Source organism: Micromonospora sp. NPDC005324 (assembly GCF_040607155.1).
Taxonomy (GTDB): domain Bacteria; phylum Actinomycetota; class Actinomycetes; order Mycobacteriales; family Micromonosporaceae; genus Micromonospora; species Micromonospora trifolii.
In genome coordinates this window covers 14,370-30,116 of record NZ_JBEXGE010000054.1, presented here as the reverse complement: position 1 = coordinate 30,116, position 15,747 = coordinate 14,370, and the positions used below count along the sequence as shown (strand labels likewise).

The 15,747-nt window shown below is 69.4% G+C and carries 14 protein-coding genes; 8 read left to right on the top strand and 6 right to left on the bottom strand.

Annotated elements, in window-relative coordinates; all coding sequences use genetic code 11:
• Positions 1-271: 271 nt before the first annotated feature.
• The 5 genes from ABZS40_RS33580 to ABZS40_RS33560 all read right to left on the bottom strand — a co-directional run bounded on the left by ABZS40_RS33580 (position 272) and on the right by ABZS40_RS33560 (position 6,428).
• On the bottom strand, positions 272-2,014 hold the full coding sequence (locus ABZS40_RS33580) for an ABC transporter substrate-binding protein (protein ID WP_354948317.1): 1,743 nt from the start codon (positions 2,012-2,014) through the stop codon (positions 272-274).
• Positions 2,015-2,169: 155 nt separating this feature from the next.
• Positions 2,170-3,156 carry an ABC transporter permease gene (locus tag ABZS40_RS33575; RefSeq protein WP_354948315.1) on the bottom strand — a complete coding sequence of 329 codons (987 nt, stop codon included), beginning with the start codon at positions 3,154-3,156 and terminating at the stop codon, positions 2,170-2,172.
• An 11-nt stretch (positions 3,157-3,167) separates the two neighbouring features.
• The gene (locus tag ABZS40_RS33570) at positions 3,168-4,175 is read right to left on the bottom strand and encodes an ABC transporter permease (RefSeq protein ID WP_354948313.1); all 1,008 of its coding nucleotides are present in this window, start codon (positions 4,173-4,175) and stop codon (positions 3,168-3,170) included.
• A complete protein-coding gene (locus ABZS40_RS33565; RefSeq protein WP_354948311.1) occupies positions 4,172-5,308 on the bottom strand; it encodes a dipeptide ABC transporter ATP-binding protein in 1,137 nt (378 codons plus the stop codon). The genes ABZS40_RS33570 and ABZS40_RS33565 overlap by 4 nt, the downstream gene beginning before the upstream one ends.
• A gap of 55 nt (positions 5,309-5,363) precedes the next feature.
• Positions 5,364-6,428, bottom strand: a complete 1,065-nt coding sequence (locus ABZS40_RS33560) for an ABC transporter ATP-binding protein (RefSeq protein WP_354948319.1) — start codon at positions 6,426-6,428, stop codon at positions 5,364-5,366.
• Between the two features lie 277 nt (positions 6,429-6,705).
• Here ABZS40_RS33560 and ABZS40_RS33555 point away from each other — a divergent pair, with 277 nt between their 5' ends.
• From ABZS40_RS33555 to ABZS40_RS33530, 6 genes are all read left to right on the top strand, one after another.
• Entirely contained in the window at positions 6,706-7,254 is a 549-nt protein-coding gene (locus ABZS40_RS33555; protein WP_354948309.1) for a Uma2 family endonuclease, read from the top strand.
• Positions 7,255-7,286: 32 nt separating this feature from the next.
• Positions 7,287-8,723, top strand: coding sequence for a TldD/PmbA family protein (locus ABZS40_RS33550; protein ID WP_354948307.1), 1,437 nt, complete (start codon positions 7,287-7,289; stop codon positions 8,721-8,723).
• Positions 8,720-10,117, top strand: coding sequence for a metallopeptidase TldD-related protein (locus ABZS40_RS33545; RefSeq protein ID WP_354948305.1), 1,398 nt, complete (start codon positions 8,720-8,722; stop codon positions 10,115-10,117). Before ABZS40_RS33550 ends, ABZS40_RS33545 begins: the two co-directional genes overlap by 4 nt.
• 245 nt (positions 10,118-10,362) lie before the next feature.
• Positions 10,363-11,169: a hypothetical protein gene (locus tag ABZS40_RS33540; protein WP_112583731.1), complete on the top strand. Its 807-nt coding sequence runs from the start codon at positions 10,363-10,365 to the stop codon at positions 11,167-11,169.
• A 12-nt stretch (positions 11,170-11,181) separates the two neighbouring features.
• Positions 11,182-13,110 carry a fumarate reductase/succinate dehydrogenase flavoprotein subunit gene (locus ABZS40_RS33535; RefSeq protein ID WP_354948303.1) on the top strand — a complete coding sequence of 643 codons (1,929 nt, stop codon included), beginning with the start codon at positions 11,182-11,184 and terminating at the stop codon, positions 13,108-13,110.
• Positions 13,107-14,171: a succinate dehydrogenase/fumarate reductase iron-sulfur subunit gene (locus ABZS40_RS33530; RefSeq protein ID WP_354948301.1), complete on the top strand. Its 1,065-nt coding sequence runs from the start codon at positions 13,107-13,109 to the stop codon at positions 14,169-14,171. Before ABZS40_RS33535 ends, ABZS40_RS33530 begins: the two co-directional genes overlap by 4 nt.
• A 155-nt stretch (positions 14,172-14,326) precedes the next feature.
• Here the strand turns inward: ABZS40_RS33530 and ABZS40_RS33525 are convergent, their stop codons facing one another.
• Positions 14,327-14,770 (bottom strand): (deoxy)nucleoside triphosphate pyrophosphohydrolase, encoded by a 444-nt coding sequence (locus tag ABZS40_RS33525; RefSeq protein ID WP_354948299.1) that lies wholly within the window; start codon positions 14,768-14,770, stop codon positions 14,327-14,329.
• Positions 14,771-14,953: 183 nt separating this feature from the next.
• On the opposite strand from ABZS40_RS33525, the gene ABZS40_RS33520 reads away from it, so the two are divergent.
• Both ABZS40_RS33520 and ABZS40_RS33515 read left to right on the top strand, forming a co-directional pair.
• Positions 14,954-15,262 (top strand): 4a-hydroxytetrahydrobiopterin dehydratase, encoded by a 309-nt coding sequence (locus ABZS40_RS33520; RefSeq protein WP_354948298.1) that lies wholly within the window; start codon positions 14,954-14,956, stop codon positions 15,260-15,262.
• A gap of 128 nt (positions 15,263-15,390) precedes the next feature.
• The gene (locus tag ABZS40_RS33515; protein WP_354948296.1) at positions 15,391-15,714 is read left to right on the top strand and encodes a hypothetical protein; all 324 of its coding nucleotides are present in this window, start codon (positions 15,391-15,393) and stop codon (positions 15,712-15,714) included.
• The last annotated feature ends 33 nt before the right edge of the window (positions 15,715-15,747 follow it).

The following is a 15,747-nucleotide window of genomic DNA, read 5'->3' as shown; positions in this document are numbered from 1 at the left end:
CGATCTGCTCCCGCTCCAGCGGGCTCAACCTCAACGCCATAACCACCCCAACGAAGATCACGGAAGGGTGTTGCAACCACCAGTTGAGCCCGCCCACGGAACGGAAAGTGTCCAAGATCTGAAGCTGGAGGCGCCTCGGCGACCCGAGAGCGATCGACCGGACAAACGGCGACCAGCCATCCGACCCAGGGTGAGCCGGCCGGCGCGAAGACAGGAGGGTCCCCTCCCGACGGCGCTGTCGGGAGGGGACCCTTCTGGTCTGCGGTGTGACTTACGGCTTGACGTGCGCGTTCACGAACGACGGGTAGCCGAAGACGCTGGAGATGAAGATCCCGCCGGCCTTGGACCCGTGCACGTTGTAGGCCACGTCGACGAAGAGCGGCACCACCGGCGCGTGCTCCTTCATGATCCGCTCGTCGAGCTTGGCCCACTCCGGGCCCTGCTCGGCTGCGGGCAGCGCCGAGATGCGGTCCATCTCGGTGTTGATCGCCGGGTCGTTGAAGTAGGCCTGGTTGCTGTTGCCCTCGGCCTTGATGGTGCGGCCGTCGTAGAGCACCGGCAGGATCGAGGCGCCGCTCGGCCAGTCCGCCGCCCAGTTACCGATGTACAGGTCCCAGGGGTTGTTCTTCTTCTTGATCTCGTCGAGCTTCGCGTCGTCGGAGATGTTCCGCAGCGTGATCTTGAAGCCGGCTCGCTCCAGGTTCGCCTTGAGCTGGGCGCCCTGCTGCTGCTCGACGGAGTTGTCGGCGACACCGAGGACCAGCTCCGGCGTCTTCCCGCCGAGCAGTTCCTTGACCTTGTCGAGGTTGCCGTTGGCACCCGCCGGGTACGTGTCGTACGCCTTGTAGCCGATGGTGGCCGGCGGCATCAGCGTGGTCAGCGGCGCGGCGACGGTCTGCCCGCCCATGGCCTTGATGAGGCCCTCGCGGTCGATGGCGTAGTTGAGCGCCTGTCGCACCTTCAGGTCGGTGACCCGCTGGTTGTTGATGACCAGCTGGTTGGCGCTCGGGGTCGGCGAGAGGATCGTCCGTGACTTGAGGGCGGCGTCCCCGGCGACCTTGGCGACCAGCGAGGCGGGCACGGTGTTGAAGGCGAGCGCGCTCTGGTCGGCGCCGTTGTCGGCGATCACCCGGTTGTTGGCGGCGTCCGCGGTCGGGCCGAAGCTCCAGACGAACTGGTCCGGGTACTGGTGCCGGACCGGGTCGGTGTTCGGGTCCCAGTTGGTGTTGCGGTCCAGCGTGATCTGCACGCCCACCTGGTTCTTGGCGACCTTGTACGGGCCGGACGAGAACGGCTGCTTGTCCAGGTCGACGCCGGTGTCCTTGTCGGCCGGCAGCGGCGCGGTGGTCGGCAGCGAGACCGCGAACGGCAGGTCACAGCGGGGCTTGGCGAACTCGAAGCGCAGCGTTTTGGCGTCCGGCGTGCTCAGGCCGGGCGGCAGTGACGTCTTGTTCTTCTTGAAGTCCCACTTGGTGTCGAACTGTGGGGTGTCGGCCAGCCACTCCTGGATGTAGGTCGGGCCGCCGGACAGGTCCGGGTCGAAGGACCGGGCGATGCCGTACGCGATCTCCTTGGAGGTGATCGGCCGGCCGTCCTCGAACTTCACCCCGTCCTTGACGGTGAATTCCCAGACCTTGCAGTCGTTGTTGACGTTCTTGCCCGGCGTCTCGGCCAGGTCGCCCACCAGGACCAGGCCGCCCTTGCCGTCGTCCTTCCAGGTGGTCAGGTAGCGGGCGAAGAGCGGGTTGGTCATCAGACCGGCGAACGAGTACGTCCGCTGCGGGTCGAGGTGGGAGATCGGCGACTCCCGGATGATGGTGAAGGTGCCGCCCTTCGCAGCGCCGCTCACCTCGGCCGCCGGCCCCTGCGAGTCCTTGGGGTCGGTCGCGATGACCCCGGTCTGCTGCCGTTCGTTGTCCACGGTGGTGCCCTCGCCCGTGTTCTTCGAGCACGCACCCAATGCCACAACCAGAGCGATCGCGCCGCCTGCGGCAACCGCCACGCGTGGTCTCATGAAGTACCCCCTTCACCCATGTGCCGTGCGGTTCGTCGGGGCGAGAACCGCCGACGTCCCGAGGATCGTAAGGAAGAAAACCTACGAGTTGTGTAACAGTTGTCGATAAATTTCGCCACAGCCCAGCCGTCGGTCACAGGCTGGACATCGACAGGTCAGCGCAGCCGCACCCGAGGGTCGATGGCCGCGTAGAGCAGGTCCACCAGCACGTTCGCCAGCACCACGAAGACCGCGGAGATCAGCACTGTGGCCATGATGGTGGGTAGATCGCCCGACCGCACCGCGTCCACCGCCGTCCGCCCCAGCCCCTGGATGCCGAACGTCGTCTCGGTGATCACCGTCCCGCCCAGCGCCCCGCCCACGTCCAGCCCGGCGATGGTCACCACCGGGGTGATCGCCGCGCGCAGCGCGTGTCGCCCGTACACAGTGGGTTTGGCCAGGCCCTTGGCCCGCGCGGTCCGGACGAAGTCCTCCGACAGCGTCTCCAACATCTGCGCCCGCGACAACCGGGCGTAGATGGCCGAGAAGAGGAAGGCCATCGCCACCCAGGCCAGCACCAACCCGCTGGCCCACTTCGCCGGGTTGTCGAAGAGGGAGGTGTAGCTCGGCACCGGCAACAGCCGCAGGTTGTAGACGAACACCAGCAGCAGCACCGCGCCCACGAAGTACAGCTGCAACGAGGCGCCGGTCAGCGAGAAGCCGATCGCCAGCCGGTCCAGCCAGGTGCCCCGGCGCAGCGCGGACACCATGCCGAGCCCCACGCCGAGCAGCAACCAGAGGATGGCCGCCGGGATCACGATGCTCAGCGTCACCGGCAACACCCGGGCGATGGTGTCCGAGACGGCCTCGTTGGTGACGTACGACCAGCCCAGGCAGGGCGCATCGCACCGGCCGCCCTGGGCGCTGCCCAGGTCCCGACCGGTCACGATGCCCTTCATGTAACCGGCGTACTGGCTGATCAGCGGGTCGTTGAGGCCCAGGTCGTCGCGGACCCGCTCCAGCCGCTCCGGGTTGCAGTTCTTCGAGCAGATGCTGCTGACCGGGTCGCGCGGCAGGGCGAAGAACATCAGGAAGGTCAACACGCTCACCGCGAAGAGGGTCAGCGTGGCGGAGAAGAGTCGCTTGAGCAGAAATCGCGCCATGATCTTGACCCCTACCGGGACGACTTCGGGTCGAGCGCGTCCCGCAACGCGTCGCCGAAGAGGTTGAAGGCGAACACCAGCGCGAAGATCGTGATGCCCGGGAAGAACACGTACGCCGGGTCGGTCTGGAGGAAGTCCAGACTGCGGTAGATCATTCGGCCGAAGCTGGGCGTCTCGTCGCTGAGGCCGACGCCGATGAACGACAGCGCCGCCTCGCTGGTGATGAACTGCGGCACCGCCAGGGAGAACGACACCAGGATCGGCGCCCAGATGTTCGGCAGCAGCTGCCGGAAGAGCATGTGCCCCAGCCCGGCCCCGCTGGCCCGGGCCGCCTCCACGAACTCCCGCTCGCGCAGCGCGATCACCTGCCCGCGGACCAGCCGGGCCGTGCTGGTCCAGCCGAAGATGGCGAAGACGGCGATCAGCACCCCCACCCCGAAGGCGGACGACACCTGCCCCCGCTCACCGTAGAAGCGCAGCGTGATGGTGGGCGTCAGCGCCAGCGCGATGATCAGGAAGGGCATGGCCAGGGTCAGGTCGGTGATCCAGTTGATCACCGCGTCGAGCCAGCCGCCGAGGTAGCCGGCGAGCGCGCCCAGCACGATCCCGATCGTCGCGGTGATCAGGGCCGCCGCGAACGCGATGAACAGCGAGGTACGCAGCCCGTAGATCAGCCGGATGAAGATGTCCCGGCCCAGCCCCGGCTCCAGACCGAACCAGTGCTCACCGCTCACCCCGCCGGCGTACCCCAGCGGCATGCCGAAGCCGTCCAGCATGTTCTGGAACTGCTCCCGCGGGCCGATCCCGTAGACCATCTCGATCAGCGGGGCGGCCAACCCCAACAGCAGGAAGAAGATCAGGAGTACGCCGCTGACCATCGCCGTCCGGTCGCGGCGCAGCCGCAGCCAGGCGAGCTGGCCGGGCGAACGGCCGACGACGCCCTTCACGGCGGGCCCTCCCGGGTCCGTGCCGGACTCGATCTCGGCCAGCGCCACACCCTCCACCGGGGAGAGACTCACGACGACACCTCCTCGGTGACCTGGGCAGTCGACTCCGGGCCCGTGCTGGCCGCTTCCCCTTCGGGGCCCGTGCTGGCCGCTTCCCCTTCGGGGCCCATGCTGGCCGCTTCCCCTTCGGGGCCCATGCTGGCCGCTTCCCCTTCGGGGCCCATGCTGGCCGCTTCCCCTTCGGGGAAATGACACGCGGTGGCCTGGTTGCCGCCATCGCGCGGGACCAGCGCGGGTTCCTCGGCGGCGCAGATGTCCTGCGCCTTCCAGCAGCGGGTACGGAACCGGCAGCCCGACGGCGGGTCCAGTGGGGTGGGCACGTCACCGGTCAGCCGGATCCGACCCGCCGGGCCGAGCTGGGTGACGTCCGGAATCGCCGAGAGCAACGCCCTGGTGTACGGGTGCTGCGGGCGCTCGTAGATGTCCGCCCGGTCGCCGATCTCCACGATCCGACCCAGGTACATGACAGCGACCCGCTGGCAGAAGTGCCGGACCACGGCCAGGTCGTGCGCGATGAACACGAAGGCCAGACCAAGCTCCCGTTGCAGGTCACGCAGCAGGTTGACGACCTGCGCCTGGATCGAGACGTCCAGCGCGCTCACCGGCTCGTCCGCCACGATCAGCTTCGGCCGCAGGGCCAACGCGCGGGCGATGCCGATGCGCTGGCGTTGACCACCGGAGAACTCGTGCGGGTACCTGTTGTAGTGCTCCGGGTTCAGCCCGACAAGCTCCAACAACTCCTGCACCCGGGCCTTGACCCCACCCGGCGGCTTGATCCCGTTGACCTGCAGCGGCATCGCCACGATCCGGCCCACTGTGTGCCGAGGGTTCAGCGAGGCGTACGGGTCCTGGAAGATGATCTGCAGTTCCTGGCGCAGCGGGCGCAACTCGCGGCGGCCGGCGTGCGTGATGTCCCGCCCGTCAAACTCGATGCTGCCGCTCGTCGGCTGCAGCAGCCGCACCAGCATCCGACCGGTGGTGGTCTTGCCGCAGCCCGACTCCCCCACCAGGCCGAGCGTCTCGCCCGGGCGCACGTCGAAGTCGAGCCCGTCGACCGCCCGCACCAGACCGGTGGCGCGCAGCCCCTGGCGTACCGGGAAGTGCTTGCTCAGGCCGCGTACCCGCAGCAGTGGTTCATCGGTCATCTCCACGGTCCTCCGTTCGGGACTGCGGTACTCCGCTGCGCTGCGTTCCTCGCCCTCACACAGCCACCCCCACTCGTGCGACGTCCTCGGCGTAGAACGCGGCGCGCTCCTCGGCGCTCAGGTGGCAGGCGACCAGGTGACCGGCCGATTCACCCTCCCCCGCCGGGCGCAGCTCGGGGACCTCGGTGCGGGAGCGGCTGCCGGCGCGGTCCGCGTACCGGCAGCGTGGGTGGAACGCGCAGCCCGGCGGCAGGTTGATCAGACTGGGCGGGTTGCCGGGGATGGGCACCAGGTCCGCGTCCGCGTCGCCGTGCAGCGACGGCACGCTGGAGAGCAACCCCCAGGTGTACGGATGCTGCGGCGCCCGGAGCACCTGCTCGACGCTGCCCCGCTCGACCGCCCGCCCGCCGTACATGACCAGCACGTCGTCGGCGACCTGGCCGACCACGCCGAGGTCGTGGGTGATCAGGATGATCGCGGAGTGGAACTCGGCCTGGAGGTCGGCGAGCAGGTCCAGGATCTGCGCCTGGACTGTGACGTCCAACGCGGTGGTCGGCTCGTCGGCGATCAGCAGGGCCGGGTCGTTGACCAGTGACATCGCGATCATCGCCCGCTGGCGCATGCCGCCGGAGAACTCGTGCGGGTACTGGTCGAAGCGGCGCGCCGGCTGCGGGATGCCGACCCGGTCCAACATGTCGACCGCCCGCTGGCGGGCCTCGCGCCGGTTGGCCTTCGGGTGGTGCACCCGGTACGCCTCGGCGATCTGCCGTCCCACCGTGTAGTACGGGTGCAGCGCCGACAGTGGATCCTGGAAGATCATCGCCATGTCCCGGCCGCGCAGCCGGCGTACCTCCTCGTCGCCGAGACCGACCACCTGCCGGCCACCCACGGAGATCTCCCCGGTGATGGTGGTCCGTTTCGGGTCGTGCAGGCCGAGGATCGCCAGCGACGTGACGCTCTTTCCGGAGCCGGACTCACCGACGATGCCGAGGGTGCGGCCCCGCCCGACGGCGAACGACACCCCGTCGACAGCGCGCACCACGCCGTCCTCGGTGTCGAACCGGACCCGAAGGTCATTCACCCGCAGGTAGGCGTCCTGGTCGGAGCGCTGCGCCGGCACGGCGGGACGGTCGTCCGGGTCCCCGGACGGCGAGGGTTCCGAGCTGTCCACGGCCACCTCCCTCAGTGACGAAGAGAACTTACAGCAAAGTCCCGAGGGTGAAAATAAGCTACAAAGCCGGCGTGTGTCAGCGGGCCCGAGCGTAACGAGTCGGCATCGGCCCCGCACCCCCGTCACCTCGCCATCCACACCCGTTCATGGCCTCGAACGCACGACAAGTGCGACCATTGGATCCGCAACCGGCAGAGGACGCCCCTGGCACGAGGTGGAGGTGACGATGACCGCGGCGGTGTTCAACCACGAAGGCCCGTGGACCGAAGAGGAGTACCTCGCCCTCGGCGAGACGCAGCAACGCGTCGAACTCTTCGACGGGAGCCTCCACGTGACCCCAGCCCCCACCCCCCGGCACCAGAACATCTCGGGCGAACTACGCGCGGTGCTACGAGCCCCGGTTCGCGAAGCCGGTCTGCACGTCCTGGAGGCGGTGAACGTTCGACTCAGGCCGGGACGGATTCCGATCCCCGATCTCGTCATCACCAGCCCGATCGACTTCGACGAACTCAACGTCGAGGCGGGTGACGTACGGCTGGTATGCGAAATCATCTCGCCGAGCAACGCGTCCACCGACAAAGTCCTCAAGATGCACTACTACGCCGCAGCCGGCATCGAGTGGTATCTCCTGGTGGAGCAGGACAGCGGCACCACGCATCTGTACCGGCGGCGGGGCGGTCACTACACCGAGCAGTCCGTGACCAGACCGGGCGAGCTGCTGGTGCTGACTGAGCCGGTGAAGGCCAGCATCCGGCCGGAGGAACTGCTCCCCTGACGGCGGTCGGTCGGCTGGCCTAGGGTCGGTCCATGACCGAGTTCGACGCGGCCAGCGCCGCCGTCCAGGCCGCCCTCGACGCGGGCGCCCGGTACGCCGACGCCCGGGTGATGCACCGCCGCTACGAGTCCATGACCGCGCGCAACGGTGACGTGGAGGAGCTGACCCAGGACGAGAGCATCGGGCTCGGGGTTCGAGCGTTGGTCGGGGCGAGTTGGGGCTTCCACGCCGTACCCGATCTGTCGGACGCCGCCGCCCGCGACGCCGGCCGGCGCGCGACGCGGACCGCCATGGCGAGCGCGCGGGTGCCGGGCCCTTCGGTCGACCTGGTGCCGGTCGAGGCGGTCACCGCGAGCTGGGCCTCCGGATGTCAGATCGACCCGCTCGGGGTGCCCCTCTCCGACAAGGGCGATCTGCTGGTCGACGCGACCCGCACGATGGCCGAGCACGGCGCGGACCTGGCCGAGGGCCTGTACCAGATCTGGGACACCACGAAGTGGTTCGTCTCCAGCGAGGGCCACCGGATCGACCAGCGCATCCGCGAGTGCGGCGGCGGCATCTCGGCCACCTCGATCGGTGACGACGAGACGCAGCGCCGGTCCTGGCCGAGCTACCGCGGTCAGTACGGCACCACCGGGTGGGAGCTGGTCGAGTCGCTGGACCTGGCCGCGCACGCCGCGCAGATCGCCGAGGAGTCCCGGGCGCTGCTCACCGCGCCGCTCTGCCCGGCCGGCGAGACGGATCTGATCCTCGGCGGCGAGCAGTTGGCCCTGCAGATCCACGAGTCGGTCGGGCACGCCATCGAACTGGACCGGATCCTCGGCTGGGAGGCGGCGTTCGCCGGCACGTCCTGGCTGGATCTGGCCCAGCTCGGCTCGCTGCGCTACGGCTCGGAGCTGATGAACATCACCATCGACCCGACCATCCCGGGGGCGCTGGGCAGCTTCGGTTTCGACGACGAGGGCTCGCCGGCGGTCAAGCGGGACGCGGTCCGGGACGGCCGCTGGGTGGGTGTGCTCGCCGGCCGTGATTCCGCAGCCATGGCCAGCCTGGACTACGGCGGCAGCGTACGGGCCGACGGGTGGGCCCGGCTGCCGATGGTGCGGATGACGAACGTCGGCCTGGAGCCCGGCCCGCACACGTTGGAGGAGATCATCGCGGCCACCGACGACGGCGTGTTGATGGACCTCAACCGGTCCTGGTCGATCGACGACAAGCGGCTCAACTTCCAGTTCGGCTGCGAGATCGGCTGGGAGATCAAGAAGGGGCGGCGGGGGCGGATGCTGCGCAACCCCACGTACACCGGGATCGGCCCGCTGTTCTGGCGCTCGATGGACATGCTCTCCGGCGAGACGGTCTCCTGGGGCACGCCCAACTGCGGCAAGGGCCAACCCGGCCAGGTCGGGCACACCGGGCACCCGGCCGCGCCGGCCCGGTTCCGCAACGTCCGGGTGGGGGTGTCAGCGTGACCCAGTTGGAGCTGGCGGGGCAGGTCGTCGAGCTGGTTCGGCGTCTTGGCGGGCCGGCCGCGCAGGCCGAGGTGGTGGTGACGCGGGCGGACCTGGCGCTGACCCGGTTCGCCAACTCGGGCATCCACCAGAACGTCTCCGAGTCGACCGTCGGGGTCCGGCTGCGGGTGCACGTCGACGGTCGGACGGCTGCCGGCGGCGGCAGCGTGGTCACCGCCGACGGGTTGTCCGCCCTGGTGGAGCGCACCCTGACCGCGGCGCGGCTCTGCCCGCCGGACCCGGGCTGGCCGGGGCTGGCTCCGCCCATGCCCACGCCGGACGCCCCGCCCGTCGACGAGGCCACCGCGCACGCCGAGCCGGATCAGCGGGCCGATCGGGTCGGGGCGTTCGTGGCCGCCGCCGGGGACCTCAGCACCGCCGGTTACTGCCGCACCGCGCACCGCTCGTCGGCGTTCGCCAACTCGGCCGGGCACTCGGCGTACGGCCGCTCGGTGGAGGCGGCGATGGACGGCATCGCCCGCCGCGAGGGCGCGGACGGGGTGGCCCGGCGCAGCGCCGACCGGCTGTCCGACCTCGACGGCGCCGAGTTGGGCGCGCAGGCGGCCGCGAAGGCGCGGGCGGCGGCCGACCCGGTGGAGCTGCCGCCGGGGCACTACGAGGTGGTGTTCGAGCCGGCCGCCGTGGCGGACCTCCTGCAGAACCTGTCCTTCTACGGCTTCAACGGCAAGCGGTACTCCGAGCGGCAGTCGTTCGCCGAGCCGGGCGCGGCCCAGTTCGACCGGGCCGTGACAGTGGTGGACGACCCGCTGGGCGGGTCCGGGTTGCCGTTCGACGCGGAGGGCACCGGCCGAGGGGCGCTGACGCTGGTCGAGGCGGGCACCACCCGGGCGGTGGCGCACGATCGCCGGACCGCCGCCGAGGCGGGCGCCGAGTCCACCGGGCACGCGGTGGCGGGGGGTGCCACCTGGGGCCCGATGCCCCGCAACCTGCGGCTGACCGGCGCGGCGGCGGGCCCGGCCAGCGCTGTGGGCCGGAGCACGACCGGCGCGGCGGCCGGAGCGGTCGTCGACGCGGACACCGCCGCGTTGGTGGCCGGCGTACGCCGAGGGCTACTGGTCACCGACCTCTGGTACACGCGGGTGCTCGACCCGAAGAGCCTCGTCGTCACCGGGTTGACCCGCAACGGCGTCTGGCTGATCGAGGACGGCACTGTCGTCCGGGCGGTCCGTGACCTGCGGTTCACCGAGTCGTACCCACGGGCGCTCGGGCCGGGGGCGGTGCTCGGGTTGGGCGCGCGGGCGGTGCGCCAACCGGAGCGGGTGGACGGTGCCTGGTGGGCCGCGCCCTCGCTGCGGCTGGCGTCCTGGCACTTCACCGGAGGAGCCTCGGGCTGACGTTCTCGACCGCGGGCGTCAAACCGGCGCGTCGAGGGCTTTTCCGCAGGCCAGACACACGGGACACTCCCTTGCGCGGACGGCTCGCGGAGATCGGCGTAACGTGTGTCACTTAGCTGCGTCGGTCGATCCGGCGTGGTCGTTGGTGTGCGCATGACGTGGCAGCGGGTGCGGGTTCGCCGGTCCGCGTGCCGACCGGAGAGAGACCAGCCCGCCCGTACGGGCCCGTCGAGGAGACGACTCGAATGACTTCAACGGCAACGAGGCCGAGGGGGGCGCGGGCGCGCGCCGCCATCGCGGCGAAGACGTTGCGTACCGACCGATGGTGGTTCGCTCCGCTGATCACCGTGATCGGGCTCAGCGCCTGGGTCGCGTACGCGACGGTCCGGGTCTTCATGCACAAGTGGTACTGGGTGGACCAGTTCCACTACCTGACCCCGTTCTACTCCCCGTGCGTGACCGACCGGTGTGTCGAGGAAGCCTCGCACTTCGGCCGGTTCCTGCCCGGCTGGTGGATCATCCCGGACGCCGCGCTGACCCTGCCGTTCCTGCTGCTGTTCCGGCTCACCTGCTACTACTACCGCAAGGCCTACTACCGGTCGTTCTGGTTGTCGCCGCCGGCCTGCGCCGTCCCGGACGGTCACAAGGAGTACGGCGGTGAGACCCGTTTCCCGCTGCTCGGGCAGAACCTGCACCGCTACTTCTTCTACGCCGCCGCGATCATCTCGCTGATCAACACCTGGGACGCGATCCTCGCCTTCCACTCGCCGAAGGGCTTCGGCTTCGGGCTGGGCAACATCATCCTGCTGCTCAACGTGGTGATGCTCTGGGCGTACACGATTTCCTGCCACTCCTGCCGGCACATCATCGGCGGCCGGCTCAAGCACTTCTCCAAGCACCCGGTGCGGTACAAGGCCTGGACGTTCGTCTCGGCCCTGAACGTCCGGCACATGCAGCTCGCCTGGATCACCCTCGGCACCCTGGCGCTGGCCGACTTCTACATCATGGCGCTCGCGGCCGGCTGGTTCTCCGACCTGCGGTTCATCAACTAAAGGGCCCCTGACATGACCACAACCACTCGCATCGAACGACACCACTACGACGTCGTCGTCATCGGGGCCGGCGGCGCCGGTCTGCGCGCGGCGATCGAGGCCCGGCTGGCCGGCAAGAAGACCGCGATCATCTCCAAGTCGCTGTTCGGCAAGGCGCACACGGTGATGGCCGAGGGCGGCGCGGCCGCCGCGATGGGCAATGTGAACAGCCGGGACAACTGGCAGGTGCACTTCCGCGACACCATGCGCGGCGGCAAGTTCCTCAACAACTTCCGGATGGCCGAGCTGCACGCGAAGGAGTCGCCGCAGCGGATCTGGGAGCTGGAGACGTACGGTGCGCTCTTCGACCGCACCAAGGACGGCAAGATCTCGCAGCGCAACTTCGGCGGCCACGAGTACCCGCGCCTGGCGCACGTGGGCGACCGGACCGGCCTGGAGCTGATCCGCACCCTCCAGCAGAAGATCGTCTCGCTCCAGCAGGAGGACCAGCGGGAGTTCGGCTCGTACGACGCCCGGATCAGGGTGTTCTCCGAGACGACCATCACCGAGCTGCTGCTCGACGGTGACCGGGTGGCCGGCGCGTTCGGCTACTACCGCGAGTCGGGCGAGTTCATCCTCTTCGAGGCGCCGGCGGTCGTGCTGGCCACCGGCGGGGTCGGGCGCTCCTACAAGGTCACCTCGAACTCCTGGGAGTACACCGGGGACGGGCACGCGCTGGCGCTCCGCGCCGGGGCGACGCTGATCAACATGGAGTTCCTCCAGTTCCACCCGACCGGCATGGTCTGGCCGCCCTCGGTGAAGGGCATCCTGGTCACCGAGTCGGTGCGTGGTGACGGCGGCGTCCTGAAGAACTCCGACGGCAAGCGGTTCATGTTCGACTACGTCCCCGACGTCTTCCGCAAGCAGTACGCGGAGACCGAGGAGGAGGCGGACCGCTGGTACACCGACCCGGACAACAACCGGCGCCCACCGGAGCTGCTGCCCCGCGACGAGGTGGCCCGCGCGATCAACAGCGAGGTCAAGGCCGGCCGGGGTTCCCCCGCCGGCGGTGTCTTCCTGGACATCGCCAGCCGACGTTCGGCCGACGAGATCCGCCGCCGGCTGCCGTCGATGTACCACCAGTTCAAGGAGCTGGCCGACGTCGACATCACGGCCGAGCCGATGGAGGTCGGGCCGACCTGTCACTACGTGATGGGTGGCGTCGAGGTGGACCCGGACTCGGGTGCCGCCTTCGGCCACGTACGCGGGCTGTTCGCCGCCGGGGAGGTCTCCGGCGGCATGCACGGCTCCAACCGACTCGGCGGCAACTCCCTGTCCGACCTGCTGGTCTTCGGCAAGCGGGCGGGCGGGCACGCGGCCAGCTACGCCGACGGGCTGACCGCCCGACCGAAGGTGGCTGTGGACGAGGTCGAGGCCGCCGTGGAGACCGCCCTCGCTCCGCTGCAGCGGGATACCGGCGAGAACCCGTACACCCTTCAGCAGGACCTCCAGGCGGTCATGGGAGATCTAGTAGGAATCATCCGCCGTCACGGCGAGCTTGAGGACGCGTTGAGCAGGCTCGCCGAGCTGCGCGAGCGGGTGGCCAAGGTGAGCGCGGCCGGCGGCCGACGCTACAACCCGGGCTGGCACCTGGCCCTGGACCTGCGCAACATGCTGGTGGTCTCGGAGTGCACCGCGAAGGCGGCGCTGGAGCGGCAGGAGTCGCGCGGCGGGCACACCCGGGAGGACTACCCGGCGATGGAGCCGAAGTGGCGGCAGGTCAACCTTGTCTGCGCGCTGGACGGCGACACCGTGCAGCTGACCCGCAAGCCGCTGCCGAAGATGCGGCAGGAGCTGATCGGCCTCTTCGATCGGGCCGAGCTGTCCAAGTACCTCACCGACGAGGAGCTCGCCGACTTCGACGCCCTCGCTGCCGACGCTGGAGAGGCGGACAACCGATGAGCGCGAAGCGTCAGTTCCGGATCTGGCGAGGCGACGAGAGCGGCGGTGACCTCCAGGACTACATGGTGGAGGTGAACGAGGGCGAGGTCGTCCTCGACGTCATCCACCGTCTACAGGCCACCGACGCTCCCGACCTGGCCTGCCGGTGGAACTGCAAGGCCGGCAAGTGCGGCTCCTGCTCCATGGAGATCAACGGCAAGCCGCGGCTGGGTTGCATGACGCGGATGTCGACCTTCGGCGACGACGAGACCGTCACTGTCACCCCGCTGCGCACCTTCCCGGTCATCCGGGACCTGGTCACCGACGTCTCGTTCAACTACGAGAAGGCACGGGAGACCCCGGCGTTCGCCCCTCCGGCGGACGTGGCCCCGGGTGACTACCGGATGCAGCAGATCGACGTGGAGCGCTCGCAGGAGTTCCGCAAGTGCATCGAGTGCTTCCTGTGCCAGACGGTCTGCCACGTGATCCGCGACCACGAGGAGAACAAGCAGGCGTTCTCCGGCCCGCGGTACTTCATCCGGGCGGCCGAGCTGGACATGCACCCGCTGGACGCCCGGACCGACCGCAAGGAGTACGCGCAGGCCGAACAGGGCCTCGGCTTGTGCAACATCACCAAGTGCTGCACCGAGGTCTGCCCCGAGCACATCAAGATCACTGACAACGGGATCATCCCCATGAAGGAACGGGTCGTCGACCGCAGGTACGATCCCCTTGTGTGGCTTGGTAGCAAGATCTTCCGTCGGGGCGAGACGCCCCAGACCAGCGTGACCACCGCCCGTCAGGGCTCGGCGACCCCGGGCTCCGCCCGAGGTGGGGTGCACTCGCACGCGGGTGGCTCCCACGACTCGCAGGCTGAGGCGCAGGCGCAGAGCGGCGTCAACTGGGACCGGGAGGTGCCCCACCCGACCGCTCCGGCGGTCGACGACCGGGGCCGGTTGCCGCTGACCGAGCTCACCTTCGACCGGGCCGCCGCGCCGTCTCCGTTCGGCGACGACGTGACCTTCCCGCTGCCTCCGGAGCACCTCAACTTCGCGCACCCGGAGCAGGACAACAAGCACTAACCACCCGAACAACAACGGGGGCCGTGGCAGTAGCCACGGCCCCCGTCCCACGTCCCACGTCCACCCCGCACGCCCCCGGCCCCCACCCCCGCCGCCTCCGTTGATCATGAAGTTATTGCCACGACACGCCGCGCGCGGTGGCAATAACTTCATGATCAACGCGAGCTGAGCAGGAGGGGGCGGAGGGCGGCCACTATGGGGGCGTCGGCGGGGAGCCAGGTGACCGAGTCCAGTTCGTCGGCGGTGAGCCAGCGGAGCGCCTCGTGCTCCAGCGCCTGCGGCTGGTCGCCGCCGAGCAGGCGGGCCGCGTACACCTTGAGCACCGAGCGGCCGTGCGCCATCCGTACGTTGCGGCCGACCCGGTCGCCGATCTCGACGCGTACGGCCAACTCCTCGGCGCACTCCCGGATCAACGCGTCGGTCTCAGCCTCCCCCGGCTCGACCTTTCCGCCCGGAAACTCCCACATGCCCGCTACCTCGGGTGGGGCGGAACGCGCACAGGCGAGCACCCGCCCATCCCGGATGATCGCCGCACCGACGATCACCTTCAGGTCCCGTCGTTCGGCCTGCCCGCCACCATTCGCCCGTTCGGTCCGCACGGGCGTCCAGGGTGCCAGATCAATCGGCGGTTTGGGTACCGTAGCCGTCCGCTAGGCCAATAAGACACGGAAGTGTGGGCGTGGACACCCTCTCCGAGCAGCGAGAGACTAGGAGACACCGACAAGACACGGGATGGCGACGATTTGGCCACAAGCCGGCAACGGCGCTTGGGGGGTGCGGTGATGCGCGTGCTGTTCAACAGCAGGGCCAAGCACGACTACCTTTCCGACGCGTTGACCTTGCTATCTGGTTGGACGCGCGAGGGCGAGCAGATCCGACGGACGCTCGTGATCGACGATACCCAACACGCCGCACTAACTGAACGGGTCAAGGTCGTCGCGGATGCGCTGCATCTGCGACCCGAGATCAGCCGCCGGGCCGGCAGCACCCAGATCCGGGTCGGGCACGGCAGCGGCGATCCCCTGACCGAGGGCGAGGTGCTGTTGGCCGCCCGCATCGAGGATGCGTACCGGGCGGTCACCGAGTCCTGAGTGTTCGTTCAATTCTTGTGGAGGCCTGAGGTTTTCCTGAAAGGTGCTCGGGTACCAGTTGGGTACGAGAGTTGACAAGACTCTCGGAACGGACCGGACTTCTCAAAAAGTGCCTTTCAGGAGCTGACATGACCACCCCCACGCAGAACCGCGCCAATGACCACGTCGAGCACGCCGGTCAGCACGACGTCCGCCGCGCCAACCGCCGCGGCGATGAGACGAAGCCGTCCTGGAAGACCAGCGAGCTGGCGATCTACGTGCTCGCCGTCATCGGTGTGCTGATCGCCTCGAACGCTGTGGGCGACGGTGCCGCGAACAACGGCGGCGACTACTTCGCCGCCGACAAGGCATGGTGGTTCATCACCCTGCTCACCATCGGCTACCTGGTGAGCCGGGGTCTGGCCAAGGCCGGCAGCCGCAGCACGGACCACGACCCGCGCAGCGACCACTGACCTGCCGTCGGAGCCCCGCGCCTGCCCACTTTC

What these genes read in the sequence shown, in the direction of transcription:
- ABZS40_RS33575 (WP_354948315.1), bottom strand. Translation starts at nt 3,156, where the DNA reads ATGGCGCGATTTCTGCTCAAGCGACTCTTCTCCGCCACGCTGACCCTC.
- ABZS40_RS33580 (WP_354948317.1), bottom strand. Translation starts at nt 2,014, where the DNA reads ATGAGACCACGCGTGGCGGTTGCCGCAGGCGGCGCGATCGCTCTGGTT.
- ABZS40_RS33535 (WP_354948303.1), top strand. Translation starts at nt 11,182, where the DNA reads ATGACCACAACCACTCGCATCGAACGACACCACTACGACGTCGTCGTC.
- ABZS40_RS33515 (WP_354948296.1), top strand. Translation starts at nt 15,391, where the DNA reads ATGACCACCCCCACGCAGAACCGCGCCAATGACCACGTCGAGCACGCC.
- ABZS40_RS33565 (WP_354948311.1), bottom strand. Translation starts at nt 5,308, where the DNA reads ATGACCGATGAACCACTGCTGCGGGTACGCGGCCTGAGCAAGCACTTC.
- ABZS40_RS33550 (WP_354948307.1), top strand. Translation starts at nt 7,287, where the DNA reads ATGACCGAGTTCGACGCGGCCAGCGCCGCCGTCCAGGCCGCCCTCGAC.
- ABZS40_RS33555 (WP_354948309.1), top strand. Translation starts at nt 6,706, where the DNA reads ATGACCGCGGCGGTGTTCAACCACGAAGGCCCGTGGACCGAAGAGGAG.
- ABZS40_RS33520 (WP_354948298.1), top strand. Translation starts at nt 14,954, where the DNA reads ATGCGCGTGCTGTTCAACAGCAGGGCCAAGCACGACTACCTTTCCGAC.
- ABZS40_RS33530 (WP_354948301.1), top strand. Translation starts at nt 13,107, where the DNA reads ATGAGCGCGAAGCGTCAGTTCCGGATCTGGCGAGGCGACGAGAGCGGC.
- ABZS40_RS33540 (WP_112583731.1), top strand. Translation starts at nt 10,363, where the DNA reads ATGACTTCAACGGCAACGAGGCCGAGGGGGGCGCGGGCGCGCGCCGCC.